14 protein-coding genes are annotated in these 16652 nt (G+C 62.6%); 8 read left to right on the forward strand and 6 right to left on the reverse strand.

The annotated features are described in order from the left end of the window. Nucleotides 1-190: 190 nt before the first annotated feature. Nucleotides 191-1348: a glycosyltransferase family 4 protein gene (locus ACTJKX_RS28570; protein WP_440727311.1), complete on the reverse strand. Its 1158-nt coding sequence runs from the start codon at nucleotides 1346-1348 to the stop codon at nucleotides 191-193. A 164-nt stretch (nucleotides 1349-1512) separates the two neighbouring features. Next, nucleotides 1513-2124, reverse strand: coding sequence for a sugar transferase (locus tag ACTJKX_RS28575; protein WP_376717656.1), 612 nt, complete (start codon nucleotides 2122-2124; stop codon nucleotides 1513-1515). A 944-nt stretch (nucleotides 2125-3068) separates the two neighbouring features. Here ACTJKX_RS28575 and ACTJKX_RS28580 point away from each other — a divergent pair. Together ACTJKX_RS28580 and ACTJKX_RS28585 are read left to right on the forward strand one after the other, a co-directional pair. After that, the gene (locus tag ACTJKX_RS28580) at nucleotides 3069-4172 is read left to right on the forward strand and encodes a glycosyltransferase (protein WP_311935145.1); all 1104 of its coding nucleotides are present in this window, start codon (nucleotides 3069-3071) and stop codon (nucleotides 4170-4172) included. A 192-nt stretch (nucleotides 4173-4364) separates the two neighbouring features. Next, nucleotides 4365-5609, forward strand: a complete 1245-nt coding sequence (locus ACTJKX_RS28585; protein ID WP_440727312.1) for a polysaccharide biosynthesis/export family protein — start codon at nucleotides 4365-4367, stop codon at nucleotides 5607-5609. 47 nt (nucleotides 5610-5656) lie between these two features. Here the strand turns inward: ACTJKX_RS28585 and ACTJKX_RS28590 are convergent, their stop codons facing one another. Further along, a complete protein-coding gene (locus tag ACTJKX_RS28590; RefSeq protein ID WP_440727313.1) occupies nucleotides 5657-6412 on the reverse strand; it encodes a 2OG-Fe(II) oxygenase in 756 nt (251 codons plus the stop codon). Nucleotides 6413-6585: 173 nt separating this feature from the next. After that, nucleotides 6586-6894: a hypothetical protein gene (locus tag ACTJKX_RS28595; RefSeq protein WP_068295966.1), complete on the reverse strand. Its 309-nt coding sequence runs from the start codon at nucleotides 6892-6894 to the stop codon at nucleotides 6586-6588. Between the two features lie 498 nt (nucleotides 6895-7392). Here ACTJKX_RS28595 and ACTJKX_RS28600 point away from each other — a divergent pair, with 498 nt between their 5' ends. Beyond that, on the forward strand, nucleotides 7393-8226 hold the full coding sequence (locus ACTJKX_RS28600) for an aldo/keto reductase (RefSeq protein WP_440727314.1): 834 nt from the start codon (nucleotides 7393-7395) through the stop codon (nucleotides 8224-8226). A 5-nt stretch (nucleotides 8227-8231) separates the two neighbouring features. On the opposite strand, the gene ACTJKX_RS28605 is transcribed toward ACTJKX_RS28600, so the two are convergent. Beyond that, nucleotides 8232-9149: a carbon-nitrogen hydrolase family protein gene (locus ACTJKX_RS28605; protein ID WP_440727315.1), complete on the reverse strand. Its 918-nt coding sequence runs from the start codon at nucleotides 9147-9149 to the stop codon at nucleotides 8232-8234. A 21-nt stretch (nucleotides 9150-9170) separates the two neighbouring features. Then, complete coding sequence (locus ACTJKX_RS28610) at nucleotides 9171-9728, reverse strand: Lrp/AsnC family transcriptional regulator (RefSeq protein WP_311935134.1); 558 nt, start codon at nucleotides 9726-9728, stop codon at nucleotides 9171-9173. 257 nt (nucleotides 9729-9985) lie between these two features. Between ACTJKX_RS28610 and ACTJKX_RS28615 the strand changes: the two genes are divergently transcribed. From ACTJKX_RS28615 to ACTJKX_RS28635, 5 genes are all read left to right on the forward strand, one after another. Further along, nucleotides 9986-11482 carry an APC family permease gene (locus ACTJKX_RS28615; protein WP_311935132.1) on the forward strand — a complete coding sequence of 499 codons (1497 nt, stop codon included), beginning with the start codon at nucleotides 9986-9988 and terminating at the stop codon, nucleotides 11480-11482. Further along, the gene (locus ACTJKX_RS28620; protein ID WP_440727316.1) at nucleotides 11479-12360 is read left to right on the forward strand and encodes a universal stress protein; all 882 of its coding nucleotides are present in this window, start codon (nucleotides 11479-11481) and stop codon (nucleotides 12358-12360) included. Before ACTJKX_RS28615 ends, ACTJKX_RS28620 begins: the two co-directional genes overlap by 4 nt. 105 nt (nucleotides 12361-12465) lie before the next feature. After that, a complete protein-coding gene (gene speB, locus ACTJKX_RS28625; RefSeq protein WP_440727317.1) occupies nucleotides 12466-13425 on the forward strand; it encodes an agmatinase in 960 nt (319 codons plus the stop codon). Between the two features lie 109 nt (nucleotides 13426-13534). Continuing rightward, nucleotides 13535-15157 carry a 5-guanidino-2-oxopentanoate decarboxylase gene (locus ACTJKX_RS28630; RefSeq protein WP_440727318.1) on the forward strand — a complete coding sequence of 541 codons (1623 nt, stop codon included), beginning with the start codon at nucleotides 13535-13537 and terminating at the stop codon, nucleotides 15155-15157. Nucleotides 15158-15165: 8 nt separating this feature from the next. Continuing rightward, nucleotides 15166-16611, forward strand: coding sequence for an aldehyde dehydrogenase family protein (locus ACTJKX_RS28635; RefSeq protein WP_440727319.1), 1446 nt, complete (start codon nucleotides 15166-15168; stop codon nucleotides 16609-16611). The last annotated feature ends 41 nt before the right edge of the window (nucleotides 16612-16652 follow it).

Here is a 16652-nt window from a genome sequence, read left to right on the forward strand (position 1 = left end):
CGCGCAGGCAATGCAGAGTTCAGGTCGAATATCGCGCTTATAGAGTTAGGGAAGGCAAGTCGCAATGCTTGGCTCGCAATACTATTGGTCATGATGGTGGAAGGTTTGGCTCACGCCCGTTCGCGGCAAGCCAAGCTCAAATCATACGGTGGAAACATGTTGTGGCGACGGCATGACTTCCAGGAATACGTCATGCTTTTCCGGACCGCCTCTCGCGGATGAGGTCGAGATAACCTTGGGCCGATTTCCGCCATGAATAGGCCTCGACGCGCTTGCGCCCTCGTTCGGAGAACGTGGAACGCAAGGTATCTGAGCCGGCCAGACTCTCGATATGGCGGAGCCAAGCAGCAGGTTGGTCGGGCGGCGCCAGCAATGCCGCATCGCCGCACACCTCCGGCATGCTGGCCTGATCGGATGAGATCACGGGACAGCCGAGCGCCATTGCCTCGACGATCGGCAGGCCGAAACCCTCGGTGAAGGAGGGAAACAGCAGGCACAACGCGCCCTGCAGCAGGGCTGCCAGGTCGTCATCATCGACGAAGCCCATGAAACGTACGTTCGGCGCGGGGGCCCGGTGTTCTTCCGCGGCAAAAATGCTGGATTGGCCGCCAGTCACGACAATGTCGATGCCGCGCTCGTCGAGGGCTTGGGCGAGATCGAGCACCATCGCGACATTCTTGTGGCGGGCGCGGCTGCCGATGATGAAGACATAGGGCCGTTCGAACCGGTGCTTGGTGCGAATCGAGGAGCGGGATGCGTTCCAGCGAAAGACATGCTCGTGGCCATTGGGCAGAACGACGATATCTTCGCGGGCGATCGGCAGATGACGGGCAAGCTCTCCCGCCGAGAAATGCGAGACGGTGGTAATCGCGGCGGCGCGCCGAACCAGCAGGGGCAGGAGCGTCCCGTAAACGGCACGAAAGGCCCGGCTGTAGCTCGTCGGCATGTTGGCGACATTGGCATCATGGATGCAGACGACCTGCCTGCTGCGGGCGACCGGTCCCAGATTGCATAAATTCAGCAGGAAGCGGCGATCGAGCAAGGGCAGTTCCATCTGCTCCCAAAAATGCCCTCGCAAGCGTTGGGACCGTCTGGCCTGGATGGCCCGGTAGGCGGGAACGTCACCGCTGTCCGGCAGATAGAGGCTGGCCTGCCCTCCTTGCTGATGCAGGAGTTCGTCGAGATGGGCAGTGATTTCCCGCGCATAGCGCTGCACGCCGGTGACCGGTTGGGTGAGGAAGCGCCCGTTGATCGCAAAGGAAAGCGGATCGATCATGGTTGCCGAAAGAGCTCGTGAGGCGGGAGCCGGGTCAATCGCGCTCGATTGCGGCAATGTGTCGACGTTCATCGCAGGCCTTCCCTTTCGATGCAAGCGACCTGAGGACCAGCGTGCGAGGCGTCGGCTGAACAAGCCACAGCAGTCAAAAAAAGACGCCCGAAGTCGGTGGTGCTTCGGGCGCAAGGCTGACAGTTACTCGATCGCTTGAACTGCGGCCGACTCTTGAACCAAGCTCAATAGGAGCCGGAGGGACGCAACACGGCCGGGATCGTCTTCAGGATGATGACGATGTCGCTCCACAGGCTCCATTCGCGCACATAGCGGACATCGAGGCTGACACGATGCTGATAGGACACATCGCTGCGGCCGCTGACCTGCCACAGGCCGGTGAGACCGGGCCGCACCTTGAGATAGTCCTCGATATGGGCGCCATAGCGCACCATTTCGTCGCGGACGATCGGCCGGGGACCAACGAGGCTCATGTCACCACGGATGACGTTGAGGAGCTGGGGCAGCTCATCGATGCTGGACTTTCGCAGGAACTGGCCGAGCGGGGTGATGCGCGGATCGTTCTTGAGCTTGTGGGTCTCTTCCCATTCTTGGCGGGCCGCACTATTGGCGGCCAGATGCTCGCGCAGCACCTCGTCCGAGTTCGTCACCATCGAGCGGAACTTGAGGCACGGAAAGAGTGCGCCGCCACGACCAACGCGGTTGTGCCGAATGAAGATCGGCCGGCCCTGAAGGACGAGCAGCACGCCGAGCAGCAGCATGAAAAGTGGCAGCAGGAAGACGAGTGCGGCCGAGGCAGTGACAATGTCGAGCACGCGCTTGCCTCCCTTTGCCATTTCAAGGGATAGGCCGCTTCTTTGCTTGTTTGATTTGAACAAGGAAGCATCGTCTTTGCCGGGTATACGGCTAAGACTGTTCGAGCTAGCCAAGTTTTCCATCTCTCGCCTCGGTCAGAGTGCTGCGTTACGCTATGTTATTCATCCCGGGTGGAGTTGCCGTTCAGCATGTTGCGCTGCGGCAACCAAAACAAAATCGGGCTTGGTGCGGCGTTTGGAAGTTTTTGCCGGCGTTTGTAAACACAAGCCGAAGCGTGTTTTGATTTGGATGAATTTATTGATCCTGAATTGCTGAATTTCGTGTTGGAAATCAAGGATTAGGGCTGTTGGAATTTGGGGGGGTTAGTACCTACCGTTGCGTTGAGTTAGAGGCATACCCCTATCCAAAAAGGATAGAGTTTGATTAAATCCATACCGTTTAGGAGGTAGGTGAAGGGGGATGCTGCATCGCAGAAACGGGTTAGGTCTATCTCTTTGGAAGGTTGGCTGGCTTAATTTTCTGCTTCTCCGCCGTATTTTTCCCTATCCTCGGGGAGTGTATGGGTAGCCTATCCTAGACTCTCGAATAGGATCGCCCCGCTTTCGGCACCGCCGGGAGAGCATCATCGTCATGGGAGGCGCCTTCAAAGGGAGAGAAAGGATAGTATCGAAAGCGCAATCTCGCGGGACTCGCTAGGAATTTGGCGGGTTTCAGGCCAAAAATGGCCGAATAGCCCACCCAGGCGAGATGTGTGCTAGAACGCACATCGTGGCCGGCTCGCATGTGCTAATCCGCAAAGCTTGCGGTCACCCCGTCGCAGTTTGCCGGGCGTTTCGCGCTCCGGCGGGATGGGGCGGATTACCCCCTTCGTCGTACGCCCGAATGCTTTGGTGCGAGCTGCGAAAACTGTATTTGTGCTTTGAATTGGGCATTCGACTTGGGGCCCGCAGGAAGAATTGGTGCAATGCGAGTTGCAATCGTACATTACTGGTTCGTCGGCATGCGCGGCGGCGAAAAGGTCATCGAGGCGCTTTGCGAGCTTTTCCCTCAGGCCGACATCTTCACCCATGTCTATCGGCCCGACGCCGTGTCGCCGGTGATCCGACGCCATAAGGTATCGACGTCCTTCATCAGCCGCTTGCCAGCCGCCCATCGCCTCTACAAGTCCTATTTGCCCCTGATGCCGATGGCCCTCGAGAATCTCGACCTTCGCGGCTACGATCTGGTGATCAGCAGCGAATCCGGGCCTGCGAAGGGCATCGTTCCGCCGGCGGATGCAGTTCATATCTGCTATTGCCATTCGCCCATGCGCTATATCTGGAACATGTTCCACGACTACCGTGAGCGTAGTGGCTTCCTGACACGCATGATGATGCCCCCGATCGCGCATTATATTCGCAACTGGGATGCAGCCTCTGCGTCACGCGTTGATCATTTCGTCTCGAATTCGAAGACCGTGGCTCGCCGCGTCCAGTCTTATTATCGACGCGATTCAGATGTCATATTCCCGCCCGTTGATACGGCGGCGTTTCGCCCCGTCGAGACGTCCGAACTCGAAGACTATTATCTGATGGTGGGTGAACTGGTCAGCTACAAGCGGCCGGACCTGGCGGTGGAGGCCTTCAACCGAACCGGCAGGAAACTCGTCATCATCGGTGGCGGCGAGATGTTCGCCAAGGTCAAGGCCATGGCGGGGCCGACCGTCTCGGTCCTGGGGCCGCAGCCCTTCAGCGCGCTGCAGCATCATTATGCCCGTTGCCGGGCTCTGGTGTTCCCGGGCGAGGAGGATTTCGGCATCGTGCCGGTGGAGGCCATGGCCAGCGGGCGTCCTGTGATCGCCTATGGGCGGGGAGGGGCGACGGAAACCGTGATTGCCGACAGGACCGGGGTGTTCTTTCAAACCCAGAGCGTGGAAGCCATCATTGATGCGATCGAGCGCCTGGAAAAGACGGATATCGACCCCTCGGCGATTACGGCCCATGCGGCGGGTTTCGGCAAGGAAGTCTTCACTGAGAAAATGCGCGCCTATGTCGAGCGGCGCGTGCATGAAAAAAGCACGCAGGCATAGTCGATGTGAGAGCATCACTGCGTTATTTCAAAGCAGACCGGATCGGGCCTTCCCGTAAGGCCCGTTCATTGAAGGACGGTATTGAACCCCATGAGTTTCTCAGCATTTCACAGGGCCTCGTTTTGCCGCAAATCACGACGTGCAAGCCTGCGTCGCCTGGTGACAGGCCTGCTGACCGCAGTGGTTGTCACGATGGGGATCGCGACGACGGCGCTGGCCGAGCCCTATCTGCTCGGGCCGGAAGACAAGCTCAAGATCAGGGTCTATGACTGGCGCGCTTCCTCGAGCGAGGTGCATGAATGGGCTGCGTTGACAGGCGAATTCGTCGTGGGCGCGTCCGGCAACGTATCCCTGCCGCTCATCGGCGAGGTTCCGGCGGCCGGCAAGAGCACGGGCGACCTGTCTGTCCTGATCGGCGAGAAGCTGCAGGCCAGCATCGGCCTTTCCAATCGGCCGGATGCCTCGGTGGAAGTGTCGACCTACCGGCCTTTCTACATCTTGGGCATGGTGACCACGCCCGGCCAGTATCCCTATAAGCCCGGCCTCACCGTGCTCCAGGCCATCAGTACGGCGGGGGGGGTGCTGCGTGTCTCCGATTTCGGGCTTCTCAGCTTCCAGCGTGAGAGCCTGGTCAATCGCGGCGATCTGCGGACCCTGGCGGTGGAACGGCTGGGGCTGCTGGCGCGCGAGGCGCGCCTCGATGCCGAATTGCGGGATAGCGACACCATAGCCTTCCCCAAGGAACTGATGAGCCAGGCCGACACGCCGCAGATCGCCCAGATGATGAAGGAGGAGCAACTTCTGTTTGAGGCACGCAAGCAGGCATTGCGCTCACAGGAGGATGCGATCAACCAGACCAAGAAGCTGCTCGGCTCGGAGGTCGAATCTCTCAAGGCCAAGAGCCAGTCCCTGGAGCGCCAGCTCGACTTGGCCAAGCAGGAACTGGATAACGTCAACGGCCTGGTGTCCAAGGGTTTGGCTGTCGCCTCGCGCAAACTGGCGCTGGATCAGAACGTCTCGCAATTCGAAAGCAACCGCCTGGATATTGATCTACTGATCTTGCGTGCGCAGCAGGATATCTCGAAGGCCGAACGCGATGTCGTCGACCTGCACAACAAACGGCGCAACGACATTCTGACCGAGATCTCGGACGTCCGCAGCAAGATCTCGGTGAATGCCGAGAAGACGACGACGACGCAGGGGCTCATCTACAACGCCGAGGTGCAGGCGCCGCAGGCTGTCGTCTCCCAGATCGGCAACATCAACAGCAAGCTGACCTTTGCCATCATCCGGCGGGTCGGAGACAAGACGCAGACTATCGAGGCGAATGAAGCCGACCCGGTCTACCCCGGCGACGTGGTGAGAGTGGATCGCATCGGCGCAGCACCCAACGGCCAGGAGATCGTGCCGCGCTCTTCCGCTTCGGCGCAACCTTGATTGCCAGGCACCGGGAAGGCGGAGCATGCCGCCTTCCCGGTGCCGTCTTATCGGGCATCGTGGAAGATGAGGCCCAATGTGTGCCTCTGTCCCGAGCGAACGCGGCTGACGCCGTGGCGCAGATTGACGCGATAGGACCCTCTGCTGCCCTGGACCGGCCGGTTATGCACGGCGAAGGCGACGGCATCGCCCTGGCGCAGGGGCACGACCTCGACCCGGCTCTGCATGCGAGGCCGCTGTTCGGTGAGGACGAATTCGCCACCGGTGAAATCGCGGCCGGGCTCAGAGAGGAGAATGGCAACCTGGATCGGAAAGGCCAGGTCGCCATACAGATCCTGGTGGAGACAATTGAAGTCTCCGGGCCCATATTGCAGCAGCAACGGGGTCGGGCGGTTCTGACCGGCTGAGTGGCACGCCTTTAGAAAATCGGCATGTGCGGCCGGATAGCCTGCCTCAATTCCCAGGCGCCGGTTCCAGGCGTTGGCGGTTGCGGCAAGATGCGGATAGAGTGCGGTTCTGAGCTCGCCGATCAGCGCCGGTAGAGGATAGGCGAAATAGCGGTATTCGCCGCGGCCGAAGCCGTGCCTCGCCATATGGACATGGCTGCGGAAATGCGTCTCCCGCACATAGAGATCGGCGATGCCCCGGCATTCCTCCGGCGAAAGCAGGCCATCCAGCACGGTGCAGCCATAATCATCGAGTTCGCGGGTCAGCCCCTGCCAATCATAGGCCGCGACCCGGTCGACACCATAGGCGTTGGGAACAGGCAGGGAAGCAGGCTGGGGGCGTGGCAGGCCGGACATGGGCTTGTCCTTTCGTCATCATGATGGGTTCACGATGACTTTAGACCGGCCCGGCCGAACCGACATTCCGATCTCTGCTGCCCGCCTCTATACTCCACCATAAGCCATCAAACATGACGACACCGCGTGCAAGGGCGCGCGGTGCGGTTCGGAGCCGTTCGGACGTATCGGGATCAGTGCTTGGTCTGTGTCTTGGCGAAGCGGCACTCGGCTGCCATGGCGGCCGCATCCAGGCGCACCATGGCATCGGTGATGATCCTGCGGGCCTCGATCGGAATCTTGCCACGCATGGCCAGGAAATCGCCGGCGCGGCGATGGTCGGATTCGGGTAGGGCTTCGAGTTGCAACAGGGCGTCGGCCCAGCGGAGGCAGGCCTTGACCTTTGCCGGGGATCTACGGTCCCTGAGATTGGCCATCGCGTCATGCGTCGCGAACTCATATTCGAGTGCCGCTGCGATGGCCGGGTCTTTCGGCTCTTTCATGGATGCCTAGCTCACTGGGGTCGTTCAAATGGAAGGTAGATTGCTCCCAGACAACTTAATGAAATCGATCTCAAAATGCAGACCGGCAAATTTGCGGGGTATTTCTGGGGTGGTGCGGGAAAAACGTTTTTCGCCTCGGCCGAAAGTAGCAATCCATTCCACCATGCGGCTAGGAGACGTAGCTGTCATGCTGCCGTCACAGTGCCGGATGACGTAAGGAGAGGCCGGGAGGAGTTTAACGGCTGCCACAGCCTGTCGGTTCCTATCGCCGGCATGGCCTTTCCGTCACCCCTTTTTTCCTCCTCATCTACCGCAAAGAGGTATGGGAAACCGGTGGTGTCGAGGTGGAATGGGAGGGTAAGCGCCGATTTTTACATCGATTTTCCTATCTTGGACGGTGATCGGCGGGCAAGGGTCGAAATCCGGCGGAGCGGACGATAGGATCGTCGCTGCGGCAGGGACCGCAGTGTTCCTGGTGCCGCTACGAGGAGTAAGACCATGACGATTTCCACCACCAGGCTGCCGGATGGTTCCGCCATGCCCGTATTCGGGCTCGGCACCTGGGGCATGGGCGAGGCGAGGCGGGAGGCCGGAGCCGAGGTCGCCGCCTTGCGTGCCGGGCTCGATCTCGGCATCGGCCTGATCGATACCGCCGAAATGTATGGTAGCGGCGGTGCCGAACAGGTGGTCGGACAGGCAATCGCGGGACGGCGCGATCAGACCTATCTCGTCTCCAAGGTCCTGCCTTCGAATGCTGGCCGCCGCCAGGCGGTTCGCGCCTGCGAGGAGAGCCTCAAGCGGCTGGGCACCGACCGCATCGATCTCTATCTCCTGCATTGGCGCAGCTCGACGCCGCTCGAAGAGACGATTGCGGCCTTCGAGGACCTGAAGCAGGCCGGCAAGATCCTACGCTGGGGCGTTTCCAATTTCGACGTCGACGATATGCAGGAGATCGAAGCGATCAGCCCGGACTGCCAGGCCAACCAGGTGCTCTATAATCTGACGCGGCGCGGAATCGAATATGACCTGACGGGCTATTGCCGCGAGCGGTCCATGCCGATCATGGCCTATTCTCCCATCGAGCAGGGAGCACTGGCCAGGCACCGGGTGCTGGACGCGATCGCGCGCGACCATGGCGCCACTCCCACACAGATCGCGCTCGCCTGGGTACTCGACAAACCCGGGATCGTCGCCATTCCCAAGAGCCGTCATCCCGAACGGGTGAAGGAGAATCTGGGATCGTTGGCGATCAAGCTGAGCGATGCCGATCGCGCCAGCCTCGACGCGGCTTTCCCGCCACCACGCCGCAAGCAGGGTCTGGAGATGCTTTGAGCCGGTCAGGACCAGTCGCGCTTGCGCATCGGAACCAGGGGACCGAGGCTGTCGAGATAGGCCGAGCTTCCATTGTCGGCATAGGTCGACAGCACGACATTCTTGTCGCGGAAGGACTTCAGGACCTGCCCGAGACCATTGGCCCCCTCGGCCCGGACCTGCCTGACCAGGCCGAGATCGATATTGATCGGGAAGATCTCGGTGGCCTGGCCGCATTGATGCAGCACCACACCGGTCGGATCGACGACGAGCGAGCGGCCGACACCACCGCCATCCAGGCCGTTCACGTCGAAGACGTAGCAGGAGAACATCACCGCGGTAGCCTGGACGATGGCAAGCTCGGCCTGGCGATCGGTGGTACCGGTCAGCACCGGGTGGATCAGCACCTCGACGCCCGCCGAGGTCAAGGTGCGCGTGGTCTCCGGGAACCAGATATCGTAGCAGATCGACAGGCCGAAACGACCGACCTCGGGCACGTCGAAGACCAGGAACTCGCTGCCCGCGGTGACACCGGCCTCGAACGGCATGAAGGGAAACATCTTGTCGTAGCGCCCGACGATCTCACCGGCAGGATTGATCACCACGGCATGGTTGAAGGTCTTGCCGTCGCGCTCGACGAAGACGCTGCCCGGAATGATCCAGATGCGATGCTTGGCAGCTAGCGCCTGGAAGAAGGCCTCGTCGGCCAGGGGATCGGCTGAAGCGCAGGCATGCAGCGGTCCATGCGCGGCAAGCTCGCTGAACACCACCATGTCGACGCCGGGATAGAGCGCGACCGCCTTTTCCAGCTGCGCGGCCATCGCCGCGATGTTCTGGCCGGTGACCGGCACAGGCATCTGGATGCCGGCGATCAGGAAACGGGAATTGTCCCGCCGCGGCAGCGGGGCCGATGCGTCGTTCACCTCGGGGTGAAGGCCTGACATGTTTTTCCGGTTCTCATGGGTTCACTCCACTTGCCGGGTAGCCGTTTTCGCGGCGGAATCCAAGCGGAGCATGGAACGCGGCTGTGGAGCGACGAGATCGTCGAGGGCCACGCCTTTGAAGGGTTTGGTCGATTTCAGCACGATATAGCTCGACAGATTGCCGATCTTGGGCCCGAGCTTCAGCAATTCATCGGACAGCATCTGGTAGGAACCGATATCGGGGCAGACGAAGCGTACCAGATAGTCGATCGGGCCGCTCACCTTGGTGCATTCCACCACATAGCGCATGCCCATCACCATCTTTTCGAAGGTGAGAAAGTCGTCGAGGCCATGGCTGTTCAAGGTCACGGCGGCGATGACGTCGACATGCCGGCAGACTTTGGCGATGTCGATGCTGGCATGGTAGCTTGAGATCACACCGGCCTTTTCGAGGCGTTTGACACGCTGGAGGCACGGGCTGGGCGACAGGCCCACCGCATCGGCCAGTTCCTGGTTGGTGGCGCGGGCATCCGCCTGCAGACGCGCCAGGATGCGCAGGTCGACCTGGTCGAGCCGGATCGAGCCATCATCGTCTTTCATATGCTTCGCTCCCTGCCGCTCGACCTCCCGCCGCGATTCCGGCGGGCCCGCTTTCAAGGCGGCATGAGGATACCTTGCGGGTGATCTCGTCAAGACGGAGCGCGGGCTCCGAGCGGCACAAACTTGCGTGTCGCCATGCTCCGGCAGCAGCAAGTGTTGAAATGTGACAGAAATTTGGCAGCACTTTTGCTGGGCCGGGAGCTACACTGGCGCACAATAAGAAGGCACCGCAAGGGCAATCCAGGGGAAGTGAAAGCATGGCGTCATCCCTCATCGAGCGGCTCACCCGCAAGAAGCCAGTCAGTCGATTGGTCGCCGATACCGCCGACAGCGGCGATGGCCACGGTCATCTCGGCCGTTCCATTACTTTGTTCCAACTCACTATGTTCGGCGTGGGTGCCACGATCGGTACCGGCATTTTCTTCGTGCTGAGCGAGCAGGTGCCCGTGGCCGGCCCGGCGGTGGTGATCTCCTTCGTCATCGCAGCCGTCACGGCGGGGCTGTCGGCGCTGTGCTACGCCGAGATGAGCTCGATGATCCCGGTCTCCGGCTCCTCCTATTCCTACGCCTACGCCACGCTGGGCGAGGGCGTTGCCTTCTTCGTGGCGGCTTGCCTGGTGCTGGAGTATGGCATCTCTGCCGCAGCGGTAGCGGTCGGCTGGGCCGAATATGTCGAAAAGCTCCTGAGCAACCTGACCGGTATCGTGCTGCCGGGTTGGATGACCAAGGGACCGATCACCCTTCCCGATAGCGACAACCCGTTCGCCATGGCCTTCTTCGGTGATGGTTCAGGCCTGATCAACCTGCCGGCCGTGATCCTGGTGGCGCTGTGCTGCCTGCTGCTGCTGCGCGGTTCCAAGGAATCGGCGCGCACCAACGCCATCATGGTGCTGATCAAGCTGGCGGTGCTGACGCTGTTCATCGTGATTGCCGGCAGTGCCTTCAACGCCGCCAATTTCACGCCCTTCTTCGGGGAGAAGGGCTTCAACGGCGTGCAAGCGGCTGCGGCCTCGATCTTCTTCACCTTCGTGGGCCTCGACGCGGTGTCGACGGCGGGAGAGGAAGTGGTCAATCCCAAGCGCAACCTGCCGCTCGCCATCATTTCGGCCCTGGTGATCGTCACGAGTTTCTATGTGCTGGTGGCCGTTGCTGCCCTCGGCGTGCAGCCGGCCAGCCAGTTCGGCGGGCAGGAGGCGGGCCTTGCCACCATCCTCCAGAACATCACCGGTGCAGCCTGGCCCGCCAATCTCCTGGCGGCCGGCGCGGTGATCTCGATCTTCTCGGTGACGCTGATCGTACTCTATGGCCAGTCACGCATCCTGTTCGCGGTGTCTCGCGACGGCATGCTGCCGGCCATCTTTCATGACGTGAACCCGCGCACCATGACCCCGGTTGCCTGCACCATCATCGTCTCGGTCTTCGTTGCGCTGATCGCCGCCTTCGTCCCGGCCGGCCTGCTATGGGATCTCACCAGCATGGGCACGCTGGTCGCCTTCACCGTGGTCTCGGCGGGCGTGCTCATCCTGCGCTATACCCAGCCCGACATGCAGCGCGGCTACCGGGTTCCGTTCGGTCCGGTCCTGCCAATCCTCTCGATCATCGCCTGCATCTATCTCATCCTGAGGCTGAGCGGCATCGTCTTCGCCATTACCGGCGTCTGGATCGCCATCGCCGCGCTGCTATACTTCACCTATTCGGCCCGCCATTCGCGGCTGGAGGCTCCTGACAACGCAGTCGGCGAGGCAGCCCAATGAAATATCTGGTTGGCCTTTCCGCCGATCAGGGCGGGCGCGAGGCGCTCGCCCTCGGTGCGGTGCTGTCGCGTTCCTGCGGCGCCTCCCTGGTCGTATGTACCGTCACGCCCGACACCTGGGGTCCGCCGTCGCCGGCCCGCGTGGATGGCGAATACGGCAGTTTCCTGCACCAGCATGCTACCAAGGCGCAGGAGAAAGCCAGAGCGAGCCTGCCTCCCGACGTGCAGGCCGAATTCGTCATCGTCTCTGCCCCGTCGGCGCGTGAAGGCCTGTTGCAGGTCGCTTCCGACATCGATGCCGATTGCCTGGTGCTGGGGTCGACCCGTGCCGCCCCGTTGGGGCGTTTCGGGGAAGGACATGTGACCACCGATGTGCTGCGCTCGGCCCATCTGCCGGTTGCCGTGGCGCCGAGGGGCTATTCGGCCGATGCGAGAACACAGGTGCGGCGGCTGAGCTGCGCCTTTGCCGGCAGCACCACCTCGCCGGGGCTGGCGCGGCGCAGTGCCGACCTGGCCCAATTGCTCGGCGTTCCCCTGCGCCTGGTGACGTTGGTGGTGCGTGACAAGCAGATGTATCCGACCGGGGCAGGCTATGATGCCGAGAACATCGTCTCCAACACCCTGCGCGAACAGGCGAGCGCCGCACAGGCTTCCGTTCTCGAACATTGGGACGGTCCCGTCGCGATTTCGGGGGAGATCGGCGACGGCAAGAACTGGAAGGCCGCCTTCGATTCGCTGCTTTGGGCGAATGCCGAATTGCTGGTCGTGGGGTCGAGCAGCCTCGGGCCCGTGATGCGGGTGTTCCTCGGCTCAAATTCCAGCAAGATCGCGCATAATTCCCCGGTGCCCTGCCTCATCCTGCCGCGCGTGGACGAGTAGGGGATTACCGGCTACCAGAAACTGGGGGCCTTGTTCCCAGTTACTCGAAGTTCAGGATGCGGGCGGTCGCGGGAGTGGCGAGCGCCGGCTCCATCGGAGGAAGTCATGACAGCCAAATCCTTCAACCAGCCGCTCGGTGGAAACGAGATGCCGCGTTTCGGCGGCCCCGCCACCATGATGCGGCTGCCGACGCAGCCGACCACGGAGGGGCTGGACGCTTGTTTCGTCGGCATTCCCATGGATATCGGCACCTCGAACCGGCCGGGCACGCGTTTCGGGCCGCGCCAGATCCGTACCGAATCCTGCATGATCCGCCCCTACAACATGGCGACCCGGGCCGCCCCGTTCGACAGCCTGCAGGTGGCCGACATCGGCGACGTCGCCATCGATACCTTCAACCTGCCCAAATGCGTCGACATCATCACCGATGCCTATCGGGGGATCATCAAGAATGGCTGTCGGCCGCTCACCTTGGGCGGTGACCACACGCTGAGCTATCCGATCCTTAGGGCCATGGCCGAGAAATACGGCCCCGTCGGCCTGATCCATGTCGATGCCCATGCCGACATCAACGAACATATGTTCGGCGAGGCGATCGCCCATGGCACGCCCTTCCGCCGGGCGGTCGAGGCAGGCGTGCTCGATACCAAGCGTTGCGTGCAGATCGGCGTGCGCGGCACCGGCTATGCCGCCGACGATTTCGACTGGCCGCGCGAGCAGGGCTTCCGCGTGGTGCAGGCCGAGGAGTGCTGGCACAAGTCGCTGACGCCGCTGATGGAGGAAGTCCGCGCCCAGGTCGGGAACGGCCCGGTCTACCTGACCTACGACATCGACAGCCTCGATCCCTCGATCGCTCCTGGCACGGGAACGCCGGAAATCGGCGGCCTCACCACCATCCAGGCGCTCGAGATCATCCGCGGCTGCTGGGGCCTCAACCTGGTCGGCTGCGACCTCGTCGAAGTGTCGCCACCCTATGATCCGGCCGGCAACACCGCGATCACCGCGGCCAATCTCCTGTTCGAAATGCTCTGCGTGCTTCCGGGCGTACAGAGGCGCAACGCCTAGGGGCGAATTGCGAGTTCGCAATTCTTCCTAGCTCCCTGTCTTGACGCATTTTCTCGATCGTAAAGTCTGCCGACTTTTCTGGAAAATGCTTTTGCAAACGGTACATCACATGTCAGGCCAGTCCCTCACCACGGGCGAATACCTTGTCAGGCTGCTGGAGTCCTATGGCGTCGATCTGATCTTCGGCATACCCGGCGTGCATACGGTGGAACTCTATCGCGGCCTGCCGGCCACGAAGATCCGCCACGTCACGCCGCGCCACGAGCAGGGCGCCGGCTTCATGGCCGACGGCTATGCCCGGGTGACGGGCAAACCTGGCGTGTGTTTCATCGTCACCGGTCCGGGCATGACCAATATCGCCACCGCCATGGGCCAGGCCTATGCCGATTCGGTGCCGATGCTGGTCATCTCGGCGGTTAATGCCCGCGACCAGCTCGCGATGGGGCAGGGGCGGTTGCATGAACTGCCTTCCCAGCGCAACCTGGTGGCCGGGGTCGCCGCCTTCAGCCATACGCTGCTCGATCCCGACCAGCTTCCCGAGGTGATGGCACGCGCCTTTACCGTGTTCAATTCGCAGCGCCCGCGCCCCGTGCACATCGAGATCCCTCTCGACGTCATCGTCGCACCCGCCGATCATCTGTCGAGTGAGGCCTGGCCCCTGCCGGCCAAGGCTGCCGCCAGCGGCGCCGCCATCGAGAAGGCGGCCGGCATTCTCAAGGCCGCCAAGCGGCCGCTGATCGTGGCGGGCGGTGGGGCCGCCGATGCGGCGGCTGAAATCGCGGCGATCGCCGGCAAGCTCGACGCGCCTGTCTTCACCACCATCAATGGTCGTGGCATCCTCGAGCCCGGCCACCCGCTAGCCCTCAACGGCAATCTCGGCATGGCTCCGCTCCTGGCCGAACTCGCAGCCAGTGATGCGATCCTGGCCATCGGCACCGAGTTCGGCGAGACGGAAATGTATCCCGAACCCCAGCCGCTCAAATTCGGCGGGCCGCTGATCCGCATCGACATCGATCCGCTGCAGCTCGCCGCCGGACTGCGTTGCGACCTGCCCATCGCCGCCGATGCCAAGCTGGCAGCTGCGGCCTTGCTCGCGGCGCTCGGCGAGGCACGGCCGGCCGGCGAGGGCAAGGCGCGTGCCAGCGCGGTGCGCGCCAAGGTCGAGGAGGGGCTGTGGCCGGCCTGCCGGACCCATGGCAAGCTGATGGACATCGTGACGCGCACCCTGCCGCAAGCCGTGGTCGCCGGCGACCAGACCGAGCCGGTCTATGCCGTCAACCAGTTCTACCAGGCACCGCAGCCGCGCTCCTATTTCAACTCCTCCACCGGCTATGGCACGCTCGGCTACGGCCTGCCTGCCGCTTTCGGTGCCAAGCTCGGTGCGCCCGACCGGCCCTCAGTCTGCCTGATCGGCGATGGCGGCCTGCAATTCTCGCTGCAGGAAATGGCGAGCGCCGTGGAGGCGAAGATCGCCACGGTGGTGATCATCTGGAACAATACCTCCTATGGCGAGATCAAGGCCTTCATGGCCGACAGGGACATCCCGCAGATCGGCGTCGACATCTTCACGCCCGATTTCGTCGGGCTGTCCCGCGCGCTCGGCTGCGCCGCGGCTTTGCCTGAAACCATCGAGGAACTGACGCGCGAACTGGCCGCCTCCTCGGGCCGCCAGGTGCCGACGGTGATCGAGATCCGGGCCGGCTCGCCGCTCGCCTTTGCCTTGGCCCAGTGAGGCCGGCCATGCAACACCAGCTCTTCATCGACGGTCGCTGGCAGGATCCGGTCGAGCCCGGGCAGATCCCGGTCTTCGATCCCTATCGGGGGGCCGCTTATCACCAGGTCACGGCTGCCGGCCCGGCCGATGTCGCCAAGGCGGTCGAAGCAGCGAAGGCAGCTTTCCCGGCCTGGCGTGCCGCTGGGGGGCGTGAACGGGGACGCTATCTCAAGGCCATTGCCGGCAGGCTGACCGAAAGGGCGGAAGAGCTTGCCCGCATCTCCTCGCTCAACAATGGCAAGCCGCTCGGCGAGGCGCGCATCGACATGGCGGATGCGGCCGCGTCCTTTGCCTATTATGCTGAGCTGGCTGCCGATCTCGAGGCCAGCCAGAACCGAACCGTACCGGTGCCGGATGCGGCCTTCGGCGCGCGCCTGCGCCGCGAGCCGGCCGGCATCGCCAGCCTGATCGTGCCTTGGAATTTCCCGCTGGTAACGACCTCCTGGAAGGTGGCGCCCGCGCTGGCAACCGGTTGCACCGTGGTGCTGAAGCCGTCCGAGATCACGCCGGTGGTCGAGCTCGAGCTTGGCGTCATCGCCGCCGAGATCGGCCTGCCGCCCGGCGTGCTCAACATCATCACGGGCACCGGCGAGCGGGTGGGCGCACCGATGACGGTGCATCCCGACGTGGCGAAGATTTCCTTCACTGGTTCCAATGCCGTGGGTGCCCGGGTGATGGCGGCCGGCGCACCCGGCACCAAGTCGGTCAGCCTGGAACTTGGGGGCAAGTCACCGATCGTGGTCTTCGACGATGCCGATTTCGACCAGGCGGTGGAGTGCGTGCTGGGCGGCATCTTCTTCAATGCCGGCCAGATGTGCTCGGCGACTTCGCGCCTGCTGGTCGAGCGCTCGATCGCGCCCAGGCTGATCGAGGCGGTGGTGGCGGCCGCGCGTGCCCTCAAGCCGGGCGATCCGCTTGACGAGGGGACGCAGATCGGCCCGATCACCATGAAGGCCCAGCATGACAAGGTGCTGTCCTATATCGAGCGTGGCAAGGCGGATGGATTGAAGCTGCTCACGGGTGGCGGCAAGCCGGCAGGATTGGATCAGGGCTGGTTCGTCGAGCCGACCATCTTCGGGGACGTTCCCGTCGACAGTCCGCTTTGGCGGGAGGAGATCTTCGGTCCCGTCTTGTGCATGCGCAGCTTCGACAGTGAAAGTGAAGCCATTGCACTCGCCAATGACAGCGATTTCGGCCTGGTCGCCACCGTGGTCAGCGAAGACCTCGACAAGGCCAACCGCGTCGCCGATGCGATCGAGTCCGGCCATGTCTGGATCAACAGTCCGCAGGCGATCTTCGTGCAGACCTCCTGGGGCGGCTTCAAAGCCAGCGGCATCGGGCGCGAACTCGGGCCCTGGGGAATGTCGTCCTATCTGGAGGTGAAGCACGTCACGACGCGCTTGACACGATAGCGAGCAAGTTTGCTAGGTTCTGACTGTATGCCGAAGAAAAA

The organism is Labrys sp. 22185, from assembly GCF_052045555.1.
GTDB classification, from domain to species: Bacteria; Pseudomonadota; Alphaproteobacteria; order Rhizobiales; family Labraceae; genus Labrys; species Labrys neptuniae.